The organism is Rhizobium sp. LC145, from assembly GCF_001005825.1.
In the GTDB taxonomy this organism is placed as follows: Bacteria; Pseudomonadota; Alphaproteobacteria; order Rhizobiales; family Rhizobiaceae; genus Neorhizobium.
On sequence record NZ_LBHV01000008.1, the window covers coordinates 239,154 to 261,670 of the forward strand.

The 22,517-nt window shown below is 62.0% G+C and carries 22 protein-coding genes; 16 read left to right on the forward strand and 6 right to left on the reverse strand.

Annotation, left to right across the window (positions count from 1 at the left end; translation table 11 throughout):
- Window positions 1-6: 6 nt before the first annotated feature.
- The 5 genes from YH62_RS21260 to hemC all read right to left on the reverse strand — a co-directional run bounded on the left by YH62_RS21260 (window position 7) and on the right by hemC (window position 5,136).
- On the reverse strand, window positions 7-486 hold the full coding sequence (locus tag YH62_RS21260) for a TerB family tellurite resistance protein (protein WP_046796277.1): 480 nt from the start codon (window positions 484-486) through the stop codon (window positions 7-9).
- Between the two features lie 19 nt (window positions 487-505).
- Window positions 506-2,116, reverse strand: coding sequence for a heme biosynthesis protein HemY (locus YH62_RS21265; protein ID WP_046796421.1), 1,611 nt, complete (start codon window positions 2,114-2,116; stop codon window positions 506-508).
- A gap of 12 nt (window positions 2,117-2,128) precedes the next feature.
- Window positions 2,129-3,400: a COG4223 family protein gene (locus tag YH62_RS21270; RefSeq protein ID WP_046796278.1), complete on the reverse strand. Its 1,272-nt coding sequence runs from the start codon at window positions 3,398-3,400 to the stop codon at window positions 2,129-2,131.
- An 89-nt stretch (window positions 3,401-3,489) separates the two neighbouring features.
- On the reverse strand, window positions 3,490-4,203 hold the full coding sequence (locus tag YH62_RS21275; RefSeq protein WP_046796279.1) for a uroporphyrinogen-III synthase: 714 nt from the start codon (window positions 4,201-4,203) through the stop codon (window positions 3,490-3,492).
- Window positions 4,204-4,206: 3 nt separating this feature from the next.
- Window positions 4,207-5,136: a hydroxymethylbilane synthase gene (gene hemC / locus YH62_RS21280; RefSeq protein ID WP_046796422.1), complete on the reverse strand. Its 930-nt coding sequence runs from the start codon at window positions 5,134-5,136 to the stop codon at window positions 4,207-4,209.
- A gap of 69 nt (window positions 5,137-5,205) precedes the next feature.
- On the opposite strand from hemC, the gene tsaD reads away from it, so the two are divergent.
- The 5 genes from tsaD to YH62_RS21305 are packed head-to-tail and all read left to right on the forward strand — an operon-like array spanning window position 5,206 to window position 8,703.
- Window positions 5,206-6,303: a tRNA (adenosine(37)-N6)-threonylcarbamoyltransferase complex transferase subunit TsaD gene (gene tsaD, locus YH62_RS21285; protein WP_046796280.1), complete on the forward strand. Its 1,098-nt coding sequence runs from the start codon at window positions 5,206-5,208 to the stop codon at window positions 6,301-6,303.
- Window positions 6,300-7,289 (forward strand): NAD(P)H-dependent glycerol-3-phosphate dehydrogenase, encoded by a 990-nt coding sequence (locus YH62_RS21290; RefSeq protein WP_046796281.1) that lies wholly within the window; start codon window positions 6,300-6,302, stop codon window positions 7,287-7,289. Before tsaD ends, YH62_RS21290 begins: the two co-directional genes overlap by 4 nt.
- A 21-nt stretch (window positions 7,290-7,310) precedes the next feature.
- Window positions 7,311-7,604, forward strand: coding sequence for a YciI-like protein (locus YH62_RS21295; RefSeq protein ID WP_046796282.1), 294 nt, complete (start codon window positions 7,311-7,313; stop codon window positions 7,602-7,604).
- Between the two features lie 6 nt (window positions 7,605-7,610).
- Window positions 7,611-8,051: an EVE domain-containing protein gene (locus YH62_RS21300; RefSeq protein WP_046796283.1), complete on the forward strand. Its 441-nt coding sequence runs from the start codon at window positions 7,611-7,613 to the stop codon at window positions 8,049-8,051.
- 7 nt (window positions 8,052-8,058) lie between these two features.
- Window positions 8,059-8,703 (forward strand): methyltransferase, encoded by a 645-nt coding sequence (locus tag YH62_RS21305; protein WP_046796423.1) that lies wholly within the window; start codon window positions 8,059-8,061, stop codon window positions 8,701-8,703.
- Window positions 8,704-8,706: 3 nt separating this feature from the next.
- On the opposite strand, the gene YH62_RS21310 is transcribed toward YH62_RS21305, so the two are convergent.
- Window positions 8,707-9,078 (reverse strand): hypothetical protein, encoded by a 372-nt coding sequence (locus YH62_RS21310; protein WP_046796284.1) that lies wholly within the window; start codon window positions 9,076-9,078, stop codon window positions 8,707-8,709.
- Window positions 9,079-9,378: 300 nt separating this feature from the next.
- Here YH62_RS21310 and sdhC point away from each other — a divergent pair, with 300 nt between their 5' ends.
- From sdhC to odhB, 11 genes are all read left to right on the forward strand, one after another.
- Window positions 9,379-9,771, forward strand: coding sequence for a succinate dehydrogenase, cytochrome b556 subunit (gene sdhC, locus YH62_RS21315; RefSeq protein WP_046796285.1), 393 nt, complete (start codon window positions 9,379-9,381; stop codon window positions 9,769-9,771).
- A gap of 12 nt (window positions 9,772-9,783) precedes the next feature.
- Window positions 9,784-10,164: a succinate dehydrogenase, hydrophobic membrane anchor protein gene (gene sdhD / locus YH62_RS21320; protein WP_046796286.1), complete on the forward strand. Its 381-nt coding sequence runs from the start codon at window positions 9,784-9,786 to the stop codon at window positions 10,162-10,164.
- A 7-nt stretch (window positions 10,165-10,171) separates the two neighbouring features.
- Window positions 10,172-12,013: a succinate dehydrogenase flavoprotein subunit gene (sdhA, locus tag YH62_RS21325; RefSeq protein ID WP_046796287.1), complete on the forward strand. Its 1,842-nt coding sequence runs from the start codon at window positions 10,172-10,174 to the stop codon at window positions 12,011-12,013.
- Window positions 12,014-12,031: 18 nt separating this feature from the next.
- Window positions 12,032-12,811, forward strand: coding sequence for a succinate dehydrogenase iron-sulfur subunit (locus YH62_RS21330; protein ID WP_046796288.1), 780 nt, complete (start codon window positions 12,032-12,034; stop codon window positions 12,809-12,811).
- 219 nt (window positions 12,812-13,030) lie between these two features.
- Window positions 13,031-13,561 (forward strand): protease inhibitor Inh/omp19 family protein, encoded by a 531-nt coding sequence (locus YH62_RS21335; RefSeq protein ID WP_046796289.1) that lies wholly within the window; start codon window positions 13,031-13,033, stop codon window positions 13,559-13,561.
- A gap of 22 nt (window positions 13,562-13,583) precedes the next feature.
- Window positions 13,584-14,747 carry a cell division protein ZapE gene (zapE, locus tag YH62_RS21340; RefSeq protein WP_046796290.1) on the forward strand — a complete coding sequence of 388 codons (1,164 nt, stop codon included), beginning with the start codon at window positions 13,584-13,586 and terminating at the stop codon, window positions 14,745-14,747.
- Window positions 14,748-14,924: 177 nt separating this feature from the next.
- Window positions 14,925-15,887 (forward strand): malate dehydrogenase, encoded by a 963-nt coding sequence (mdh, locus tag YH62_RS21345; RefSeq protein ID WP_046796291.1) that lies wholly within the window; start codon window positions 14,925-14,927, stop codon window positions 15,885-15,887.
- Window positions 15,888-15,908: 21 nt separating this feature from the next.
- Window positions 15,909-17,102, forward strand: a complete 1,194-nt coding sequence (gene sucC / locus YH62_RS21350) for an ADP-forming succinate--CoA ligase subunit beta (RefSeq protein WP_046796292.1) — start codon at window positions 15,909-15,911, stop codon at window positions 17,100-17,102.
- A gap of 19 nt (window positions 17,103-17,121) precedes the next feature.
- Complete coding sequence (gene sucD, locus YH62_RS21355) at window positions 17,122-18,027, forward strand: succinate--CoA ligase subunit alpha (RefSeq protein WP_046796293.1); 906 nt, start codon at window positions 17,122-17,124, stop codon at window positions 18,025-18,027.
- 180 nt (window positions 18,028-18,207) lie between these two features.
- The gene (locus YH62_RS21360; RefSeq protein ID WP_046796294.1) at window positions 18,208-21,204 is read left to right on the forward strand and encodes a 2-oxoglutarate dehydrogenase E1 component; all 2,997 of its coding nucleotides are present in this window, start codon (window positions 18,208-18,210) and stop codon (window positions 21,202-21,204) included.
- A 60-nt stretch (window positions 21,205-21,264) separates the two neighbouring features.
- On the forward strand, window positions 21,265-22,515 hold the full coding sequence (odhB, locus tag YH62_RS21365; RefSeq protein ID WP_046796295.1) for a 2-oxoglutarate dehydrogenase complex dihydrolipoyllysine-residue succinyltransferase: 1,251 nt from the start codon (window positions 21,265-21,267) through the stop codon (window positions 22,513-22,515).
- The last annotated feature ends 2 nt before the right edge of the window (window positions 22,516-22,517 follow it).

Sequence of the window (22,517 nt, forward strand, 5' to 3'; positions counted from 1 at the left end):
CGGTCCTCAATTTCCTCCCTGGTCTCCTCCCGAAACACGCGCCGCTGCCTCTTGGCGCTGCAAGACCCGATCGCGTGCCGAGACACCGAGAAGATCGGCTATCCGCCAGATCACGTGATCTTCGATCTCGTTCCTATCTCCATCGGCATAGACGATATCCCAGAGAATGCCGAGCAGCTCGATACGATCTTCTTCGTTGGCGAGATGCCGCTTAAGATCGGAGGTGAAACGATAATAGTCAACTGCTTCACGGCTTTCGTCGCGGCCGATCTCGATCAGAGCCTTCAGCCGCTCCTCGCTCAGATTGTAGCGTTGGCGAATGAGGTCGCGGAATTTCTTCTGCTCCTGCTTCGACACATTGCCGTCCGCCTCCATCACCTGAAAGCAGAGTGCTACGAAAGCCACGCGCGGATCATCGGGCGCGAATTCGTCGGTATGATGCGATGCGGTGAGCGTATGGAGGAAGGCCTGGATGCGATCCAACATCTATGCTTGGCCCTCTCCTTTAGAAAAGCCGGAGCCTCGTCGCAGGTTGGGCGGCGTCGGGATCCTTGACGCCGGGATCATCTGGTGGTCGTCCGAAAAATGGAACCACCTCTTCGTCGATTTCCGGTGTTTTTTCCTCTTGAGGCTTCACATTGCTGCGCGCTGGTGACCTTGCTGCAACAGGTGCCGCTTCCTTTTCGGCCTTCGGGACGGAAAGCTCTATGGTCGCGGGCGCCTTCCGCGGCTCTTCCCGCCGCGGTGCCGGGGCGATTTCCGAGGCCGGCGGCAGAGGGGCGATCGCATCGTCCGCCGCAAGCGTGCCTTCCTCCACTGGGCTTTCGAGCTGACCGAAGGGGACCTTCCATTCGAAGGCATCGAGCCTGCCGCTCACGGGCGAGATCGGCAGCCACTTCTCCGAAACCATGCCGTCAGCCACCCAGGCGGGGTCACGCGCAGCCCGGAGCGCTTGAGCCATCCAGTGCCGCACGCGGCCCTGATCGCCGGATTCGGCTTCCTCGACATCGGCAAGCAGCAGATAGGCGGATTCGCGCGGGTCCATGCGGATGGCGGCTTCGGCCTTGGCGCGTGCCTTCCTGAACTGTTGTGCGTCGAGTGCGGCCTGAGCGACCGCGAGAAGCGATTCCACATTGTTCGGTCGCATCGCCTCGAGCTTTTCGGCCCGTTTCAATCGATCCACGGCACTGTCGCCGCTCCGTGCGCGGACATAGGTGCTGGCGATCTCCGGATGAGGCGTGAGTTTCCACACGCTCTCCAGAAGGGAGGCGGCGCGCCGGACATTGTCTTCGCGTAAACAAGCCTTGGCCGCAATCACCGCCGCAGGCACCAGATCCTTGACCAGTTTCAGGGCGGCGAGCGCATCGTCGCGGGCTCCCTTCGGGTCGCCTTCCAGCCGGTCGCCGGCCTTGGCCGTCAGGAGAACCGCCTTCCATCGATCGGCCTGGCCCTTGTCGACCACGTTGGCGACGCGCTGCTGGTCGAGAAGGCGAATGGCATCATCCCAGTGGCCGGACTGACAGCGGTATTCGAGCGTAGCCTGGGCTGCCCAGGGGAGATAGGGAGCGTTCTCCACCGCTTTTTCAGCATATTGGCGGGCTGCGTCGTTGGCGCCCAGCCGGCGGGCCTCCATGTAGAGGCCCCGCAATCCCAGTTCCCGGGTTTCCGGGTCTTCGACCATCTGTTCGAATTTTTGCCTTGCCTCATCGTGCTTGCCCTCGATGAGGGCTGCCTGGGCTTCCAGAAGGTGGATCAGCGGCTCCTGATCGGCGCTCAGCAGCCCTTTGGTGCGGGCGCTCATCTTGCGGGCGAGGAGGGAATTGCCGGCCCCGGCGGCAATGAGGCCGGTGGAGAGCGCCTGATAGCCGCGATCGCGCTTGCGGGCACGGAAATAGCGGCGAACCGAATGCGGCGAGTTCCAGACACCCTGGAGGAGCCACCAGACGATCATCGCGGCGGCGACGAGCGCGACCACGAAGGTGGCGGCGACCATCACGCTCGTTTCGATCAGATGATCCTGCCAGGTGATGGAGATCAGGCCCGGCCGGTCGGCGAGCCATGAAAAACCCCAGCCGAGTGCGAGGACGAGAAGGAGGAAGGCGATTAGTCTGACCATCATAATACGTCCTCAGCCTTGTCGACCCGTGCCGCTCATGACGCGCGCGAGGCTATCGCCGACCAGCTTTTCCACCTGGATGCGCCCATCCAGTCCCTGCTTGAATTGCTTGGACGCGGCTTTTGCGGGCTCCGGCAGCTTTTCCCATTCCGCCGCCGCTCCCTGCAGGTCGTTCTCGCGCAGCCTGTTCTCCATGCGGGCCACGATCGCTTCCGGCGTATCGCCCTCGGCATCACCCACGCGGCGGACCTTCACGACGGAAAACGCGCTTCCCATCAGGCGGCTCGCTATGCCCTGGTTGGGATCGGGCTGGCTCACGGAATCGAGGATTGCATTGGCTGCCGCCGGGAAGTCCTGCAGCAACCCGGCGCGGGAGGGAGCGCCGGTGGCGCTGAATTTCCGCAGCTCGGCGACCGCGGGATCATCGGCGACGAGGCCGGCGAAGGTTTCCAGCTCAGTGGTGAATGGCCCGCCGCGATCGACGGCGGCCTTCAACGCAGACGCGGCCACGGCTCGCGCCACCTGCTCTTCCGCTCCGGGCCGATTCAGCTTGGCCTCGGCCTCGATCAGCCGGCGTTCGAGCTCCGCATCATTTCCGGCGGTGGTTTCCACGGCGGAGCGCAGGAGGTCGACGTCGCTCTTCAGCGCAGCAAGCGCTTCGGTGTCGGCCGGGGCGGGAGTGGTGCTGGAAGTGGTTTCCAGCGCTTCGACACGGGCCTGAAGCCCGGCGGTATCGGCAGTCGGCCTTTCCCTCAGTGTCGCGATTTCCTGCTGCAGGCTCGCAATCTGCGAGGAGAGGGCGCTGGTATCGGCGACCGGTGCTGGGGGAGGTGCGGGCGTTGCGGCAGGGAGATACCCCGCATATTGCATGCTGCCTGCAAGGGCGAGCGCCACGATGCCGCCGAATATGCCGGAGGCGATCAGGGTGGAGGTCGCGGGGCTCTGACGTAGCCGCGTCTGTGAGGCGGGTGCCGGTTGGGGTGGAGTAGTGAAACCGGCCTTGGTGTCCGCCTCCTCCGGCACATCTTCCCTGATGGCTTCTTCGGCGGAGGACGGTTCGGACGAGGCTTCCGCGCCGCCTTCCTTCTCATCCTCGCTCTTACCGGCGTCGGGGCTCGCGGCCTCGGTATCCCGAAGGCTTTCCTCTTCCGTTGGCGTGACCGGTTCGTCGGTGTCGTTGCTGCGTATCGGTTCCGCAACCGCGCTCGTTTCCTCGGCCGAAAGGTCTATCGTGACCGGCTCGTTGGCCTTTCTGGAACGGCGGGGCGGCTTTTCCGAAACCATGGGGACCTCATTCTGCATTTGCTTCTTGCAAACTAGTCGGCGGGCCCGGCGAAGGGAAGGGCCGCACGGGATTTTGCTCCTCACCTCGACTAAAGAAGGGCGAGAAGGCTCGGCTCCTCTGGTCTTTTCGCAATACGAAGGTCGTTGCGGAAACCCTGTGGAACGGCTTCGGCGACATTCTCGCTCATGCAGCAGAAGACCATGCCTGCAAATGCACGGGCATTTTGCCGCACGATATCCAGGCCGAAGAAGAGGTTTGCATTCTCCCTGGAGTAGAGAAGCACGGCATCGGCGGGCGGGTCGATAAGCAGGCGGCCATCCCCCGGCATCACCGGGATCATTTCATAACATTCCGCCGTCACGAACGGGATACCGCGATGGCGAAGCCCTTCCTCGAAGGCGGGCGAGCGAGGTTTGCCGGCGAGGTAAAGCAGCGGCGATGTCGCCTGGCGCGCGCTATCGGTGCCCGCTATATGCGCCGCCAGCTCCGCGCCGGTGCCCGGCCCGAGATGGATGAAGCGGAAACCCGCCTCCCGGGCCGCATCGGCAGTGGCTTCTCCGACGGCGAAGAGAGCTTCGCCGCGATAGGGAGCCAGTTTTGGACCGAGTTCCCGCATGCAGCGAACAGCCTCGGCACTGGTGACGGCGATGGCGAAATGCGGCTCCTCCAGCGCTTCCGCCACTGCCGTGGGATAGTGTCGGGCCTCGGTCAGCGGAAAAAGCACCGGCTCGTGGCCCATCGAGGCAAGCCGTTCGGCCGTGCGTCCGGCCGAGGCAAGGGGGCGGGTGACGACGACCCGCATGTCTTAGGTCCAGCTGTCGAAGAAGCTGGTGCCTGCAGCCGCGCGCACGGCTTCTCCGGCCCGCCGGCCGAGCTTCTCGGCCTCGTCGCGCGAGCCTTCGACAGTTATCGCATGCTCCTGACGGCCATCCGGGGTCAGGATGAGGCCGGAAAATTTCAGTTGGTGGTCTTCGCAGACCGCATAACCTGCGATCGGCGTGCGACAGGAGCCATCGAGCGTCGCCAGGAAGGCACGCTCGCAGGAGACCGCATCATAGGTCGGCTTGTCGTTGATCGCTTCGAGAAGCGCATTGATGCGGGTGTCGTCGATCCGGCTTTCGACACAGATCGCGCCCTGGGCCGGAGCCGGGGGGAAGTCCTCGGGGTCGAGCAGCTCGGTAACGACATCTTCCTTCTTCAGCCGCTTGAGGCCGGCAAAGGCGAGCAAGGTGCCATCCACCTGGCCTTCGCGAAGCTTGCGCAGACGGGTATCGACGAGGCCCCGGAACGTGATGACGTTGATATCCGGCCGGATGCGGCGGATCAGCGCCTGCCGGCGAAGGGAGGAGGAGCCGACCGTCGCGCCATCGGGAAGGGCGGTTAGCGTCGGCGCGGTGCGGCCGATGAAGGCGTCGCGAAAATCCTCTCGCGGCAGGTAGGCCGAAAGCTGCAGGCCATCCGGCAGTTTCGTCGGCATGTCCTTGGAGGAGTGTACGGCAAAATCGAGGTTGCCCGAAAGAAGCTGCTCCTCCAGCTCCTGTGTGAAAAGCCCTTTGCCGCCGATCTCGGCCAGCGATCGGTCGGTAATACGATCGCCGGCCGTCGACAGCACCACGATTTCGAACATTTCCTCCGGCATACCGTGCGCAGCCATCAGCCGCGCACGCGTTTCGGAAGCCTGGGCGAGTGCCAAAGGGCTGCCGCGCGTGCCGATCCGGAAAGGTTTTGTTTGCATCCGTTTCATTCCATTGTTACCGGAGCTTTCGTAGACCGGTTTGGCCGGCATCGCAATCAACGAGGGGGCATGGCGACCTTTCTTCGCATCCTCGGCATCGAAACAAGCTGCGACGAAACCGCCGCGGCCGTTGTCGCACGCCATCCGGATGGCCGCGGCGAAATCCTTTCGGACGTGGTGCTTTCCCAGCTCGAGGAACACAGCGCCTATGGCGGCGTGGTGCCGGAAATCGCCGCCCGCGCCCATGTCGAGGCCCTGGATGGGTTGGTGGAAGAGGCGCTCCATAGAGCCGAGGTGTCGCTCGATGATATCGATGCGGTCGCCGCGACCTCCGGGCCCGGCCTGATCGGCGGCCTGATCGTCGGATTGATGACGGCCAAGGCGCTCGCGCGCGCCGCCGGCAAGCCGTTGCTGGCGATAAATCATCTCGAGGGCCATGCGCTGACGGCGCGGCTGACGGATGGGCTCTCCTTTCCCTATCTCATGCTGCTGGTTTCCGGCGGCCATACCCAGCTCGTGTTGGTGCGCGGCGTCGGAGACTACGAGCGCTGGGGCACCACGATCGACGACGCCCTGGGCGAGGCTTTCGACAAGACGGCCAAGCTGCTCGGGCTTCCTTATCCGGGTGGCCCGGCGGTGGAGAAGGCGGCGCAGGTGGGTGACCCCGACCGGTTCTCTCTGCCACGACCGCTGGTCGGCGAAGCCAGACTAGACTTCTCCTTTTCCGGATTGAAGACGGCTGTCCGGCAGGCGGCGACCGAAATTGCTCCTCTGTCCGAGCAGGACGTCGCCGATATCTGCGCTTCGTTCCAGAAGGCGATCTCGCGCACGCTGAAAGATCGCATCGGCCGCAGTCTTTCCCGCTTCAAGGCGGAATTCATGAGCCTCGATGTCGAGCCGGCGTTGGTGGTTGCCGGCGGCGTTGCCGCCAACCAGGAGATCCGGCGCACGCTGCAGGCGCTCTGCCTGGAGCATGGATTTCGCTTTATTGCTCCACCGATGAGGCTCTGCACCGACAATGCGGCGATGATCGCCTGGGCCGGCCTGGAAAGGCTGGCACAGGATTTTCCCGCTGATGCGCTCGATGTTCAGCCGCGATCGCGCTGGCCGCTCGACACTCACGCGAAAACTCTATTGGGATCGGGCAAGCGGGGTGCGAAGGCATGAGCGCGGCTGAAAGGATCGTGGTGGTCGGTGCAGGCGCCTTCGGAACTGCTCTTGCTGCCGTCGTCGCCCTTGAGAACAGATTTTCCGTGACGCTCATAGGACGAGACCCCGCACTGATGAGCGATCTGCGTGAGGATCGTGTGCATGATGCAGCCCTGCCGGGGGTGCCCTTGCCTGATTCCCTTGAATTTTCCGCCGAGCCGGATGCGATCGAGGATGCGAGCATCGTGCTCTTCGCCATGCCTTCCCAGGCCCATGCGGACGCCGGCAAGCATTACGGTCCCTATCTCGGCAAGGACGCCGTGGTCGTCACCTGCGCCAAGGGGATCGACCGCGCCTCCGGCAAGCTTCTGACCGAAGTGCTGGAGAGCGAGCTGCCGGACCATCCCGTTACGGTGCTCTCCGGCCCCGGCTTTGCGGCGGATATCGCCCGCGGCCTGCCGACGGCCATGTCGATCGCTGCGGAGGATTATGCTCTCGCGGAACGGCTGGCGCTTGCGCTCTCCAGCCGGACTTTCCGGCTTTATGCAGCAACGGACCGGATCGGCGTCCAGCTCGGCGGCGCGCTCAAGAATGTGCTGGCGATCGCCTGCGGCATAGTCGAAGGGGCAGGCCTCGGCGATTCCGCCCGCGCGGCGCTGATTTCCCGCGGGCTTGCGGAAATGTCGCGGCTGGTGACGGCGATGGGCGGCAAGGCCGATACCGTGCGGGGGCTTTCCGGACTTGGCGATCTCGTGCTGACGGGAACCAGCCACCAGTCCCGCAACCTGCGTTTCGGCATAGCGCTCGGCAAGGGCGAGCCTGCGACCACCGCCGGCGGTCCATTGGTGGAAGGCGCCTTCGCCGCGTCGGTAGCGTCCCGGCTCGGGCAAACGTTCTCGGTCGAACTTCCGGTTACCGATGCGGTGGCGGCCATCATCGACGGCAGGCTTGATATCCGCACGGCGACGGAACAGTTGATGACCCGGCCGATCACCACCGAATAAAGGTTTTTCCAGGAGAAAGTGATGCTGTTTGCCTTCCTATGCACCGACAAGCCCGGCCATCTGAACGTGCGGATGGAGACCCGTCCCGCGCACTTGGAGCACCTGAACAAGCTGAATGCCGAAGGCACGCTGAAAATGGCCGGCCCGTTTCTCGACGACGAGGGTAAGCCGAATGGCAGCCTGGTGATTGTCGAGGCGGAAGACATGGCTGCTGCCCGCGCGCTTGCTGAAGCGGATCCCTATTATCTCGCCGGGCTCTTCGAGAAGGTCGAGGTGAAGCCCTATAACTGGGTCTTCAACAAGCCGGCGGAGTGAGCTTCCATGGCATATTGGCTTTATAAATCCGAACCCTCCACCTGGTCCTGGGAGCAGCAGAAGGCCAAGGGCGCGCAGGGTGAGGAATGGACCGGCGTGCGCAATTACCAGGCACGCAACAACATGCGCGCCATGAAGCTCGGAGACAAAGGCTTCTTCTATCATTCCAACGAAGGGTTGGAGATCGTCGGCATCGTAGAGGTTTGTGCCCTCAGCCATCCCGATTCCACGGCCAAGGACGATCCAAGATGGGATTGCGTCGATATCCGCGCAGTCTGCGATCTGCCCAAGCCGGTCACGCTGAAGGATATCAAGACGAACCCGAAGTTCGAGAAGATGTCGCTCGTCACCTCCATGCGGCTTTCCGTGCAACCGGTAACGGAGGAGGAGTATTTCGAGATCTGCAGGCTGAGTGGTCTCGACAATCCGCCGCGATCGCCGGACTGACCGGCCGGTGAAGACCGATCCCCGCAGCTTCATTCTCGCCAATACGGATATAATGGCGCCGCCGCATGTGCCGGAAATCCGGCTGCATCTGGCAGCCGAGGCGCATGAGCTGTGGTCGAAAACGGAAGAGGAGCTTGAGCAGATCGGTCTGCCACCGCCCTTCTGGGCCTTCGCCTGGGCTGGCGGGCAGGGGCTCGCCCGCTACGTTCTCGATCACCCGGAGGCCGTTGCGGGCAGCCATGTGCTGGACTTTGCCACGGGTTCGGGACTGGTGGCGATCGCGGCGAAAATGGCCGGTGCTGCCCATGTCCTCGCGGCGGATATCGATCCGTGGGTGGCAAGCGCCGTGAAGCTCAACATCGCCGAGAATGGCGTGGAAGTCGACTTTACCGATCACGACCTTGTTGGAAGTGAAATCGATGCCGACGTGATCCTCGCGGGCGACGTCTTCTACGATCGCGACTTTGCGGCCGATCTCGTGCCTTGGTTCGGCCGGCTGGCGGCGGAGGGAAAACTGGTGCTGATCGGTGACCCTGGCCGCAGCTATTGTCCCAGGGATCGACTGGAAGCATGCGCCGTCTATGAAGTGCCGGTCACCCGTGCATTGGAAGACAGCGAAATCAAGAAAACCACCGTCTGGCGATTTATCTGACCGTCAGCGATCTCCGCGGATCACGCATACGCCCATCTCATAGGAGCAGGCGTTCCTCGGATTGAAGAGGCCGCCTGGCGGCTCGCTCTCGACATCGATCACCTTCGCCATGGGAGCCAGTTGCGGGCCGGAAATCCGATATTCGCGGATCGAACCGGCAACGCGGTCGAGATTGAATGCCCAGGACGAGCTGCTGAATGTTCCCACGCCGCGGATGCGCGACACCGGATTGGTGTAGCCGATCGAAGGCCGCCACTTCGCATGATAGCCGCCGTGGCGATGGCTGCTGTTGTAATCGCTGCTAAAAGCCGTGGATGCGGGCAGGGCAACAAGTATCGCCGCGAGCAGCGTGGATGTGATCTGAATCGGCGTCATGCCGGCCTCCGAGCGCAAAAAGCTAACGAAAGGTTAACACGAAGTGCCGTCGAAAAGGTCCGGAAATCCGTCTCGATGCATTAACCTTTGGCGGATATGGTTAACGCCGACGTCGAAGATTGAGGCTTGCTTCCCGCAGAAAAAACACAATCGATTAAATTTGAAATCCGTTTGAATAGTGCTTGTCGTTGAGGATTTCGGGGATTAAACCACGCCGATGATGCAATGCACATTTCTTCGGCACAGTGCATTGCCGGGCGTTCTGCCCCTCGATACCGCATACGACGCCGCGAGGTTCTGATGGCGAATGTGACAAACAACCGGCCCCTGTCGCCGCATCTTCAAATCTATAAGTTCATTCCCACCATGGCGATGTCGATCGTTCACCGTATTACCGGCGGTGCACTCTATTTCGGCACGATCCTGGTTGCTGCCTGGCTGATCGCAGCCGCTTCGGGCGAGGAATACTTCAATCAGGTCAATTGGCTGTTCGGCACGATCGTCGGCCAGATCATCCTGTTCGGCTACACCTGGGCGATCATCCATCACCTGCTCGGCGGATTGCGCCACATCATGTGGGATCTCGGCTACGGCTTCGAGAAGGAGTTCTCGACCAAGCTCGCCAAGGCCAATCTCGTCGCTTCCATCGCGTTGACCATTCTGGTCTGGGCGGTCGTGCTTCTGGTCCGCTGAGGAGAATAGACCATGGATATGCGTACTCCTCTCGGAAAGGTTCGCGGGCTGGGTTCGGCCAAGAGCGGCACCGATCACTTTTGGAAAGTCCGGACGACTTCGGTCGCCCTCGTTCCCCTCATCCTCTTCTATATCGTTTTCCTGATCATGCATGTCGGCAAGCCCTATGCGGACGTGGTCGGCGCGCTTGCCAATCCCTTCGTTGCGACGATCAATGCGCTGACCATCATCGCCAGCATCGTGCACATGCGCCTCGGCATGGAAGAGATCATTCAGGACTATGTTCACTCGGAAGGCATGAAGCTTGCGGCCCTCGTCCTCAATGCCTTCTTTTCCCTTCTTGTCGGCGGGCTCTGTCTTTTCGCCGTCCTGAAAATCGCATTCGCAGGATAATCCGGTCATGGCATCGATTTCTCCCATCGCCCAGAACGGCAAGGCCTATACCTATGTCGATCACTCCTATGATGTGATCGTCGTCGGCGCGGGCGGCGCGGGTCTTCGCGCCACGCTCGGCATGGCCGAGCAGGGGTTCAAGACCGCCTGCATCACCAAGGTCTTCCCGACCCGCTCCCACACTGTCGCGGCACAGGGCGGTATCGCCGCCTCGCTGCAGAACATGACGCCGGACAGCTGGCAGTGGCACCTCTACGACACAGTCAAGGGTTCCGACTGGCTCGGCGACGTGGACGCCATGCAGTACATGGTCATGGAAGCGCCGAAGGCCGTCTACGAGCTCGAGCATTACGGCGTACCCTTTTCCCGTAATGAAGAGGGCAAGATCTACCAGCGCCCGTTCGGCGGCCACATGCAGAATTTCGGCGCCGGCCCGCCGGTGCAGCGCACCTGCGCCGCCGCAGACCGCACCGGTCACGCCATCCTGCACACGCTCTATGGCCAGTCGCTCAGGAACAATGCGGAATTCTTCATCGAATATTTCGCGCTCGATCTGATCATGTCGGACGACGGCCGCTGCACCGGCGTCGTCGCATGGTGTCTGGACGACGGCACGATCCATCGCTTCGCCGCCAAGATGGTGGTGCTGGCGACCGGCGGCTACGGCCGGGCCTATTTCTCGGCAACGTCTGCCCATACCTGCACGGGCGACGGCGGCGGCATGATCGCGCGCGCCGGCCTGCCGCTCCAGGACATGGAGTTCGTGCAGTTCCACCCGACCGGCATCTATGGCTCGGGCTGTCTCATCACGGAAGGCGCGCGCGGCGAAGGCGGCTATCTCGTCAACTCAGAGGGCGAGCGCTTCATGGAGCGTTATGCGCCCTCCGCCAAGGATCTTGCCTCGCGCGACGTCGTCTCACGCTGCATGACGCTGGAAATCCGTGAGGGTCGTGGCGTCGGCAAGAACAAGGACCATATCTTCCTGCATCTCGACCATCTCGATCCGGCGGTTCTGCATGAGCGCCTGCCGGGCATTTCCGAGAGCGCCAAGATTTTCGCAGGCGTCGACGTGACCCGCGAGCCGATCCCGGTCCTGCCGACCGTCCACTATAATATGGGCGGCATCCCCACCAACTATTGGGGCGAGGTGCTGAATGCCGATAGCGCTAATCCAGAACGCATCGCGCCCGGCCTGATGGCTGTTGGCGAAGCAGGCTGCGCTTCGGTCCATGGTGCGAACCGCCTCGGCTCCAATTCGCTGATCGATCTCGTGGTCTTCGGCCGCGCCGCGGCGATCCGTGCCGGCCAAGTTATCGACCGTGCGGCGCCTATCCCGGCGCTCGACATTACCGCCTGCGACAAGATCATGGATCGTTTTGACGGTTTGAGAAATGCCAAGGGCGGCACGCCGACGGCGGTGCTGCGCGACAAGATGCAGCGCGCCATGCAGGAAGACGCGGCCGTGTTCCGCACCCAGGAATCGCTGGAATCCGGCTGCCGCCGTCTTTCCGAAATCTGGGGCGAGATGAAGGACGTTCAGGTTACCGACCGTTCGATGATCTGGAACTCGGACCTCGTCGAGACGCTCGAACTCGAAAACCTGATGGCGAACGCCATCGCCACGGTCTACGGCGCGGAAGCCCGCAAGGAAAGCCGTGGCAGCCACGCCCGCGAGGACTATACGTCCGGTCCGTTCGGCGGTCGCGACGACGAGAACTGGCGCAAGCATACGCTCGCATGGGTAAGCGAGGCGGGCGACGTGAAGCTCGACTACCGCCCCGTCCATACGGAGCTCATCGCAGACGGCATCGATCCGCACAAGATCGAGCCGAAGGCTCGCGTCTACTGATCTCAAGGAACCTGCAATATGGTTGAACTCGCTCTCCCCAAGAACTCTCAGATGACCGAAGGCAAGGTCTGGCCGAAGCCGGAAGGTGCCAAGAACGTCCGGGAGTACCGCGTCTACCGCTGGAATCCGGACGACGGCCAGAACCCGCGCATCGATACCTATTATATCGATGTCGACGATTGCGGCCCGATGATCCTCGACGGTCTGCTCTACATCAAGAACAAGATCGACCCGACCTTGACGCTGCGCCGCTCCTGCCGCGAAGGCATCTGCGGCTCCTGCGCCATGAATATCGACGGCACCAATACGCTGGCCTGCACCAAGGGCATGGACGACGTGAAGGGCGCGGTGAAGGTCTATCCGCTGCCGCATATGCCGGTGGTGAAAGACCTCGTCCCGGATCTCACCAATTTCTATGCGCAGCACCGCTCGATCGAGCCCTGGCTCAAGACGGTTTCGCCGCCGCCCGCCAAGGAATGGAAGCAGAGCCACGAGGACCGCCTGAAGCTCGATGGTCTCTACGAGTGCATTCTCTGCGCCTGCTGCTCGACCTCCTGTCCTAGCTACTGGTGGAACGGCGACCGTTATCTCGGTCCGGCCGTTCTGCTGCAGGCCTATCGCTGGCTGATCGACAGCCGCGACGAAGCCAAGGGCGAGCGCCTCGACAATCTCGAAGACCCCTTCCGCCTCTATCGCTGCCATACGATCATGAACTGCGCGCAGGCTTGCCCGAAGGGTCTGAACCCGGCCAAGGCGATCGCCGAAATCAAGAAGATGATGGTCGAGCGCCGCGTATAACGGTTGCGACCATCGTGTTCATAGCCATGAGACTCGTCGCTGCCTTCCCGGCGGCGGCGAGTTTTTTTTAAATGCTGTACGAAATCGGAGCAGATGCCGGAATGACGCAATCGCGGCGAATTTTCCGGTACGACTTGATTAACCAAAGCGGTTTACGATAATTCGGTCTCAATTCAGGGGCATTCGCGGCGGGTACCAACTGAAACGCGGGAGTATGTGATGCAGTTCAGATATGTGGCGACGGGTCTTGTCATTGCGCTATCGCTGGCCGGTTGCCAAAGGACCTCCTTTAATCCTTCCAGCAATCTGCCGTCCCCGCCGCCTCTCCAGGCGCAGCCGGTTCCGTCGGTTCAGTCCAATTCCCTTCCGGCTCCCGGAGCAGCCAATCCATCGCAGTTCCCATCCGCGCCTACCGCTTCGCCGGAAATGGCCGCCGCCGCACAGACGGGGACGCCGCCGGCGAGCGCGCTCGATGTGACGAAGGAATCCATGGTCGGTAGCTGGCGCGTCGCGAATGCAGGTTCGAACTGCGACATGTTCCTGACGCTCACCAATCTCGGCAGCGGTTCCCGCGGCGGCACGCGCGGATGCGCCGGCGAACTTACCGCGATGGGCTCCTGGGAAGTCGCCGGCAAGACGGTGCAGTTCAAGGACCGGGCCGGCAATGTTCTCGGCCGCGTCTACAAGAGCGCCGACAACCGCTTTGACGGCACTACCAATTCCGGGCAGCCGATCAGCCTGAGCCGATAAGGCTCTTCGAGGTCCTGCCGGTTTGGAACCCATCCCCGAGTACACGCAAAGCGTTGGCGAGGAGCTCAAGGCGCTGACAGCGTCTGGAGCGCTCGCCGCGGATTCGGCGCAATTGGAGGTGGCGGGCAGGCTGGACCGCGTATTGCATAACCTTCGCGATGCCCGCCCGGCGAAGAAGAAAAGCGCGCTCGGCTGGCTCTTCGCCAAGGGTTCGGGCAAGCCGAAGGCTGTCCGCGGGCTCTATGTGCATGGTAGCGTGGGACGCGGAAAGACCATGCTCATGGACATGTTCTTCAAAAAGGCTCCGGTGGATCGGAAGCGCCGTGCGCACTTCCACGAATTCATGGCGGATGTCCATGGCCGCATCCATGCGCATCGCATGAAACTCAAGAGTGGAGAAACGCAGGAAGCCGATCCGGTGCCGCCGGTTGCGGCTTCGATCTTTGCCGAAGCCGAGCTCCTGTGCTTCGATGAGTTTACGGTCACGGACATCACCGATGCGATGATCCTGGCACGGCTTTTCAAGGAGCTTTTCGATCTGGGGTGCGTGCTGGTGGCCACGTCCAATGTCGCTCCGGAAGACCTTTACAGGGATGGCCTCAACCGCGGCCTTTTCCTGCCTTTCATCGATCTCCTACGCCAGCATGTGGATGTGGTGACGCTCGATTCCCCGACGGATTACCGGATGCAGAAGCTTGCCAGCCTTCCGGTCTACGTCACACCGCTCGACGGCCGCGCCGATGCCGCCCTCGAAGCGGCCTGGCATCAGGTCACGGAAGGGAAGCGGGCGCAGCCGGCGGAAATTCCCATGAAGGGCAGGACGATCCACGTGCCGCTGGAGGCCGGCCGCGCAGCGCGGTTCACCTTCGCCGATCTCTGCGAAAGGCCGCTCGGCGCTTCCGACTATCTGGCGCTCGCCGATCGGTACGACGCCATTTTCGTCGAGCACATTCCGCGGCTCGGTCCCGAGAAGCGCAACGAGACGAAGCGGTTCATCATTCTTGTCGACGCCCTATATGACCATACCGTCCGGCTTTACGTTTCGGCGGCTACCGCGCCAGAAGATCTGCTGACCGAAAGGCGCGGCACGGAGGGCTTCGAATTCGACCGTACCGTCTCACGCCTCTTCGAGATGCGCAGTCCGGATTACCTTGAGCTCCACCGTGAAAAGCGACAGGTAATTTGACGGTTTCATGTCATCAATTCTTACGTTTACGTAAGAATTTTGTTATCTAACCGATTGAAAAATATCATCCGAAAATAATCGATTGCCAATCTTGGAAGATGCCGGTATGCCGGGAGCCACATTGGCGGGCATCGCCGTGCTCTGCAATGGACTTGGATCTCGAAAGGAAGCTTTTCGATGGCGCGCAAGAAGATCGCACTCATTGGTTCTGGCATGATCGGTGGCACGCTGGCACATCTTGCCAGCCTCAAGGAATTGGGCGACGTCGTCCTCTTCGATATCGCCGATGGTATCCCTCAGGGGAAGGGCCTCGACATTGCCCAGTCCGGTCCCGTCGAAGGGTTCAACGCAAAGCTTTCCGGTGCGAGCGATTATTCCGCGATCGAAGGCGCCGACGTCTGCATCGTTACGGCGGGTGTTGCCCGCAAGCCGGGCATGAGCCGCGACGACCTGCTGGGCATCAACCTCAAGGTCATGGAACAGGTCGGCGCCGGCATCAAGAAGTATGCCCCGAACGCCTTCGTGATCTGCATCACCAATCCGCTCGACGCGATGGTCTGGGCACTCCAGAAGTTCTCCGGCCTGCCGAAGAACATGGTCGTCGGCATGGCCGGCGTGCTCGACTCCGCTCGCTTCCGCCTCTTCATCGCCGAAGAATTCAACGTATCCGTCCAGGACGTGACGGCCTTCGTTCTCGGCGGCCATGGCGACACGATGGTGCCGCTTGCCCGCTACTCCACCGTTGCCGGCGTTCCGCTGACCGACCTCGTCAAGATGGGCTGGACCACCAAGGAGCGCCTCGAAGAAATCATTCAGCGCACCCGTGACGGCGGCGCCGAAATCGTCGGCCTGCTCAAGACGGGTTCGGCCTATTACGCGCCTGCCGCCTCGGCGATCGAGATGGCGGAATCCTATCTCAAGGACAAGAAGCGCGTCCTGCCTGTCGCTGCTCACCTGACCGGCCAGTACGGCGTCAAGGACATGTATGTCGGCGTTCCGGTCGTTCTCGGCGCCGGTGGTGTCGAGCGCATCGTCGAAGTCGAGTTCAACAAGGACGAAGAGGCCGCCTTCCAGAAGTCGGTCGGCGCCGTCGCCGGCCTTTGCGAAGCCTGCATCAACATCGCGCCTTCGCTCAAGTAATTCAAAAAGGGATCAAGCCCCATGAACATCCATGAATATCAGGCCAAGGCTCTTCTGAAGGGCTACGGTGCGCCGGTTGCCGAAGGCGTGGCCATTTTGAAGGTCGAAGAGGCGGAAGCTGCCGCCAAGAAACTTCCGGGCCCGCTCTACGTGGTCAAGAGCCAGATTCATGCCGGCGGTCGCGGCAAGGGCAAGTTCAAAGAACTCGGCCCAGAAGCCAAGGGCGGCGTTCGTCTCGCCAAGTCGATCGATGAAGTCGTCGCTCATGCCAAGGAAATGCTCGGCAACACGCTGGTGACCGCGCAGACCGGCGAAGCCGGCAAGCAGGTCAACCGTCTCTACATCGAAGATGGCGCCGATATCGCCCGCGAACTCTATTGCTCGCTGCTGGTCGACCGTTCCGTTGGTCGGGTCGCCTTCGTCGTTTCGACCGAGGGCGGCATGGATATCGAGGCTGTCGCTCACGACACGCCCGAGAAGATCCACACGATCGCCATCGATCCGGAAGCCGGCGTCACGGCTGATGAGATTGCGAAGATCTCCAAGGCTCTCGAGCTTTCGGGCGCTGCTGCCGAAGATGCCAAGGCGCTCTTCCCGGCGCTCTACAAGGCCTTCAACGAGAAGGACATGGCTCTTCTCGAAGTGAACCCGCTGATCGTCATGGAAAACGGCCACCTGCGCGTTCTCGACGCGAAGATGTCGTTCGACGGCAATGCGCTCTTCCGCCACGACGACGTCAAGGGCCTGCGCGACGAGACTGAAGAAGACGCCAAGGAAATCGAGGCCTCCAAGTGGGACCTCGCCTATGTCGCGCTCGACGGCAATATCGGCTGCATGGTCAATGGCGCGGGCCTTGCCATGGCGACGATGGACATCATCAAGCTCTACGGCAAGGAGCCGGCGAACTTCTGTGACGTCGGTGGCGGCGCCGGTAAGGAAAAGGTCGCTGCGGCCTTCAAGATCATCACGGCCGATCCGAAGGTCGAAGGCATTCTCGTCAACATCTTCGGCGGCATCATGCGCTGCGACGTCATCGCTGAAGGCGTTGTCGCCGCAGTGCAGGAAGTCGGTCTGAAGGTTCCGCTCGTCGTGCGCCTCGAAGGCACCAATGTCGAACTCGGCAAGAAGATCCTGAACGAGTCTGGTCTCGCGATCACCGCGGCCGACGATCTTGACGATGCGGCGAAGAAGATCGTCGCGGCGATCAAAGCCTAATCTGGAAGGACCGGAAAGAATGTCTATTCTCGTCAACAAAGACACCAAGGTTCTCGTTCAGGGCCTGACCGGCAAGACCGGCACCTTCCACACCGAACAGGCGCTCGCCTATTACGGCACCAAGATGGTCGGCGGTATTCATCCGAAGAAGGGTGGCGAAACGTGGTCGTCGGGCGTCGACGGCACCGTGCTGCCGATCTTTGCGACTGTCGCCGAAGCCAAGGAAAAGACCGGTGCCGATGCGACCGTGATCTACGTGCCGCCGGCAGGCGCCGCTGATGCGATCATCGAGGCGATTGAGGCCGAGATCCCCTTCATCACCTGCATCACCGAAGGTATTCCGGTGATGGATATGGTGCGCGTGAAGGCTCGCCTCGACCGCTCCAAGTCGCGGTTGCTCGGCCCGAACTGCCCGGGCATCCTGACGCCGGAAGAGTGCAAGATCGGCATCATGCCAGGCTCGATCTTCCGTAAGGGTTCGGTCGGTATCGTTTCCCGTTCGGGCACGCTGACCTACGAAGCCGTGTTCCAGACCTCCAACGAAGGCCTCGGCCAGACGACGGCCGTCGGCATCGGCGGCGACCCGGTCAAGGGCACCGAGTTCATCGATGTCCTCGAAATGTTCCTCGCCGACGAAGCCACCCAATCGATCATCATGATCGGCGAGATTGGCGGCTCGGCTGAAGAAGACGCAGCGCAGTTCCTGATCGACGAAGCCAAGAAGGGCCGCAAGAAGCCGATGGCCGGCTTCATCGCAGGCCGCACGGCACCCAAGGGCCGCACGATGGGCCATGCTGGCGCCGTCGTTTCCGGCGGCAAGGGTGACGCGGAATCGAAGATCGCGGCCATGGAGTCGGCCGGCATCAAGGTGTCGCCGTCTCCGGCTCGCCTCGGCAAGACCCTGGTTGAAGTCCTCAAGGGCTGACGCCACATAGTTACAAGCTTCGGGCAGGCGAACTGGAACATGGTTTGCCTGCCCAGTTCAGCGTCAAGCGATGCGTGGCTGGTTGGATATCGGCCGTGTCGCAAGCAAATGAAAGCGGTGGCCGACGCTCTTCTTCGGCCTCATTACGTCAGGAGGCGGACGCGGCGTCCGCAAAGCATCATGGCACGGCAAGAAGCCAACGAGCAGTTCCTCATCACCTCTTTTCTCGACGGTGCGAACGCATCTTATATCGAGCAGCTCTATGCCCGCTACGAGGAAGATCCGAATTCGGTAGGCCCGGAATGGCAGTCCTTCTTCAAGGCGTTGGCCGATAACCCCGAAGATGTGAAGAAGGCAGCGACCGGGGCTTCCTGGCAGCGTAAGAACTGGCCGATCGCGGCCAATGGCGAGCTCGTCTCGGCGCTCGACGGCAATTGGCCAGTGGTCGAAAAGGCCATCGAAGGCAAGGTGAAGGCGAAGGCCGAAGCCACGGCTGCCGCGACCGGCAAGCCCGTCAGCGAAGCGGAAGTGCTGCAGGCGACGCGCGATAGCGTGCGCGCCATCATGATGATCCGCGCTTACCGTATGCGCGGCCACCTGCATGCCAAGCTCGATCCTCTCGGCCTTGCTGCGCCGGTCGAGGACTATAACGAATTGTCTCCGACGGCCTACGGCTTCACGGAAGCTGATTACGACCGCAAGATCTTCATCGACAACGTGCTCGGCCTTGAATACGCGACCGTGCGTGAGATGATCGATATCCTCGAGCGTACCTACTGCTCCACCGTTGGCGTCGAATTCATGCACATCTCCAATCCGGAGGAGAAGCAGTGGATTCAAGAGCGTATCGAAGGGCCGGACAAAGGCGTCGAATTCACGCCCGAGGGCAAGAAGGCCATCCTTTCCAAGCTCGTCGAAGCCGAGGGTTACGAGCAGTTTCTCGACGTCAGGTTCAAGGGCACCAAGCGCTTCGGCCTCGACGGCGGTGAATCTCTGATCCCGGCGCTCGAACAGATCATCAAGCGCGGCGGTCAGGACGGCCTCGAAGAAGTCGTTCTCGGCATGGCCCATCGTGGTCGTCTGAACGTGCTGACCAACGTCATGCATAAGCCCCACAGGGCTGTCTTCCACGAGTTCAAGGGCGGCTCCTTCAAGCCCGACGAAGTCGAAGGTTCCGGCGACGTGAAGTACCATCTGGGTGCTTCCTCCGACCGCGAATTCGACGGCAACAAGGTCCACCTGTCGCTGACGGCGAACCCGTCGCATCTCGAGATCGTCAATCCGGTCGTCATGGGCAAGGCGCGCGCCAAGCAGGACATGCTGGCAAAGGCCTGGGAAGGCGACGTCATCCCGCTCAAGGAGCGCGCCAAGGTGCTGCCGCTGCTGCTGCACGGCGATGCTGCGTTTGCCGGCCAGGGCGTGGTCGCGGAAATCCTCGGTCTTTCCGGTCTGCGCGGGCATCGCGTCGCCGGCACCATGCACTTCATCATCAACAACCAGATCGGCTTTACCACCAATCCGGCCTTCTCGCGTTCGTCGCCCTATCCGTCCGACGTCGCAAAGATGATCGAGGCGCCGATCTTCCACGTCAACGGCGACGACCCGGAAGCTGTCGTCTTCGCCGCCAAGGTGGCAATCGAGTTCCGGATGAAGTTCCACAAGCCGGTCGTCATCGACATGTTCTGCTACCGCCGCTTCGGCCACAACGAGGGCGACGAGCCCGCGTTCACGCAGCCGAAGATGTATAAGGTCATCCGCGGCCACAAGACCGTGACGCAGCTCTATGCCGATCGCCTCATTGCCGAAGGCCTCATCACCGAAGGCGAATTCGAAAAGATGAAGGCCGATTGGCGCGCGCATCTCGAAGCCGAGTTCGAGGCTGGCCAGAGCTATAAGCCGAACAAGGCCGACTGGCTGGACGGACAGTGGTCGGGCCTGCGTTCCGCCGACAATGCCGACGAGCAGCGCCGTGGCAAGACGGCCGTACCGATGAAGCAGCTCAAGGAGATCGGCCGCAAGCTTTCCACCATCCCGGAAGGCTTCAACGCCCATCGCACCATCAAGCGCTTCATGGAAAACCGGGCGCAAATGGTCGAGACTGGCGAGGGCATCGATTGGGCGATGGCCGAGGCGCTCGCCTTCGGCTCGCTGGTCGTGGAAGGTACGAAGATCCGCCTCTCCGGCCAGGATTGCGAACGTGGTACATTCTCGCAGCGCCATTCCGTGCTCTACGATCAGGAAACCGAGGAGCGCTACATACCGCTCGCCAACATGGCGTCGACCCAGGCCCGTTACGAAGTCATCAACTCGATGCTTTCGGAAGAGGCCGTCCTCGGCTTCGAATACGGCTATTCGCTCGCGCGTCCCAATGCGTTGACGCTCTGGGAAGCCCAGTTCGGCGATTTCGCGAACGGCGCACAGGTCGTCTTCGATCAGTTCATCTCCTCTGGCGAACGCAAGTGGCTCAGAATGTCCGGTCTCGTTTGCCTGCTGCCGCATGGCTATGAAGGCCAGGGCCCGGAGCACTCTTCGGCCCGCCTGGAGCGCTGGCTGCAGATGTGCGCCGAAGACAATATGCAGGTTGCCAACTGCACGACGCCGGCCAACTACTTCCACATCCTGCGCCGGCAGGTGAAGCGCGATTTCCGCAAGCCGCTCATCCTGATGACGCCGAAGTCTCTCCTGCGCCACAAGCGGGCTACCTCCACGCTTACCGAAATGGCGGGCGAGTCCTCCTTCCACCGTCTCCTCTGGGACGATGCGGAGGTGATCAAGGACGGTCCGATCAAGCTGCAGAAGGATAGCAAGATCCGGCGTGTCGTGCTCTGCACGGGCAAGGTCTATTACGACCTTCTGGAAGAGCGCGAGAAGCGCGGCGTCGACGACGTCTACCTGCTACGCATCGAACAACTCTATCCGTTCCCGGCGAAGGCCCTCATCAACGAGCTTTCCCGCTTCCGGAACGCGGAGATGGTCTGGTGCCAGGAAGAGCCGAAGAACATGGGCGCCTGGGCTTTCATCGATCCTTACCTGGAGTGGGTACTGGCCCATATCGATGCAAAATATCAGCGGGTCCGCTACACCGGCCGTCCGGCTGCCGCCTCGCCGGCCACCGGCCTGATGTCCAAGCATCTGGCACAGCTCGAAGCATTCCTCGAAGACGCGCTCGGAGGCTGATTTTCAGCCTCCTCTCCCAACCATCGACACGAACGATATCTGAGAAAACGGAAACAGATCATGGCCACTGAAATCCGCGTCCCAACCCTTGGCGAGTCCGTGAGCGAGGCGACCGTCGGCACCTGGTTCAAGAAGGTGGGCGACACGGTCAAGGCCGATGAGCCGCTGGTCGAGCTCGAAACCGACAAGGTCACAGTCGAAGTTCCGGCACCTGCTTCCGGCGTGCTGACCGAAATCGTCGCACAGAACGGTGAAACCGTCGGTCTCGACGCCCTTCTCGGCCAGATCGCCGAAGGTGGCGCGGGTGCCGGTGCCGCTGCTCCGGCCAAGCCCGCCGAGCCTGCAAAGGCTGCCGAAGCTGCCCCCGCCAAGGCCGCGGAACCGGCTCCGGCTGCCGCACCCGCCGGCGCTTCCTCGATGCCGCCGGCACCGGCCGCCGCCAAGATGCTCGCGGAAAACAACCTGTCCGCTGAACAGGTGGATGGTTCCGGCAAGCGTGGCCAGGTTCTGAAGGGCGACGTGATCGCCGCCGTCGCCAAGGGCATTTCCGCTCCGGCTGCAGCGTCCGAGGCTCCGAAGGCTGCACGCAGCCCGTCGACCACGCAAGACGCCGCCCGCGAAGAGCGCGTGAAGATGACGCGTCTGCGCCAGACCATCGCGCGTCGCCTGAAGGATGCACAGAACACCGCCGCCATGCTCACCACCTATAACGAGGTGGACATGAAGGCGGTCATGGATCTGCGCAACAAGTACAAGGATATCTTCGAGAAGAAGCACGGCGTGAAGCTCGGCTTCATGGGCTTCTTCACCAAGGCGGTCACACATGCTCTGAAGGAACTGCCGGCGGTCAACGCCGAGATCGACGGCACGGATATCATCTACAAGAACTACTGCCATATCGGCGTCGCCGTCGGCACCGACAAGGGTCTTGTCGTTCCGGTCGTGCGCGATGCAGACCAGATGTCGATCGCCGAGATCGAGAAGGATATCGGCCGCCTGGGCAAACTTGCCCGTGATGGCCAATTGTCGATGGCCGACATGCAGGGCGGCACCTTCACCATCTCGAACGGTGGCGTCTACGGTTCGCTGATGTCCTCGCCGATCCTCAACGCGCCGCAGTCCGGCATCCTCGGCATGCACAAGATCCAGGAGCGTCCAGTTGCGATCGGTGGTCAGGTCGTGATCCGCCCGATGATGTATCTGGCGCTCTCCTATGACCATCGCATGGTGGATGGCAAGGAAGCGGTGACCTTCCTGGTCCGCGTCAAGGAAAGCTTGGAAGATCCGGAGCGTCTGGTCCTCGACCTCTAATC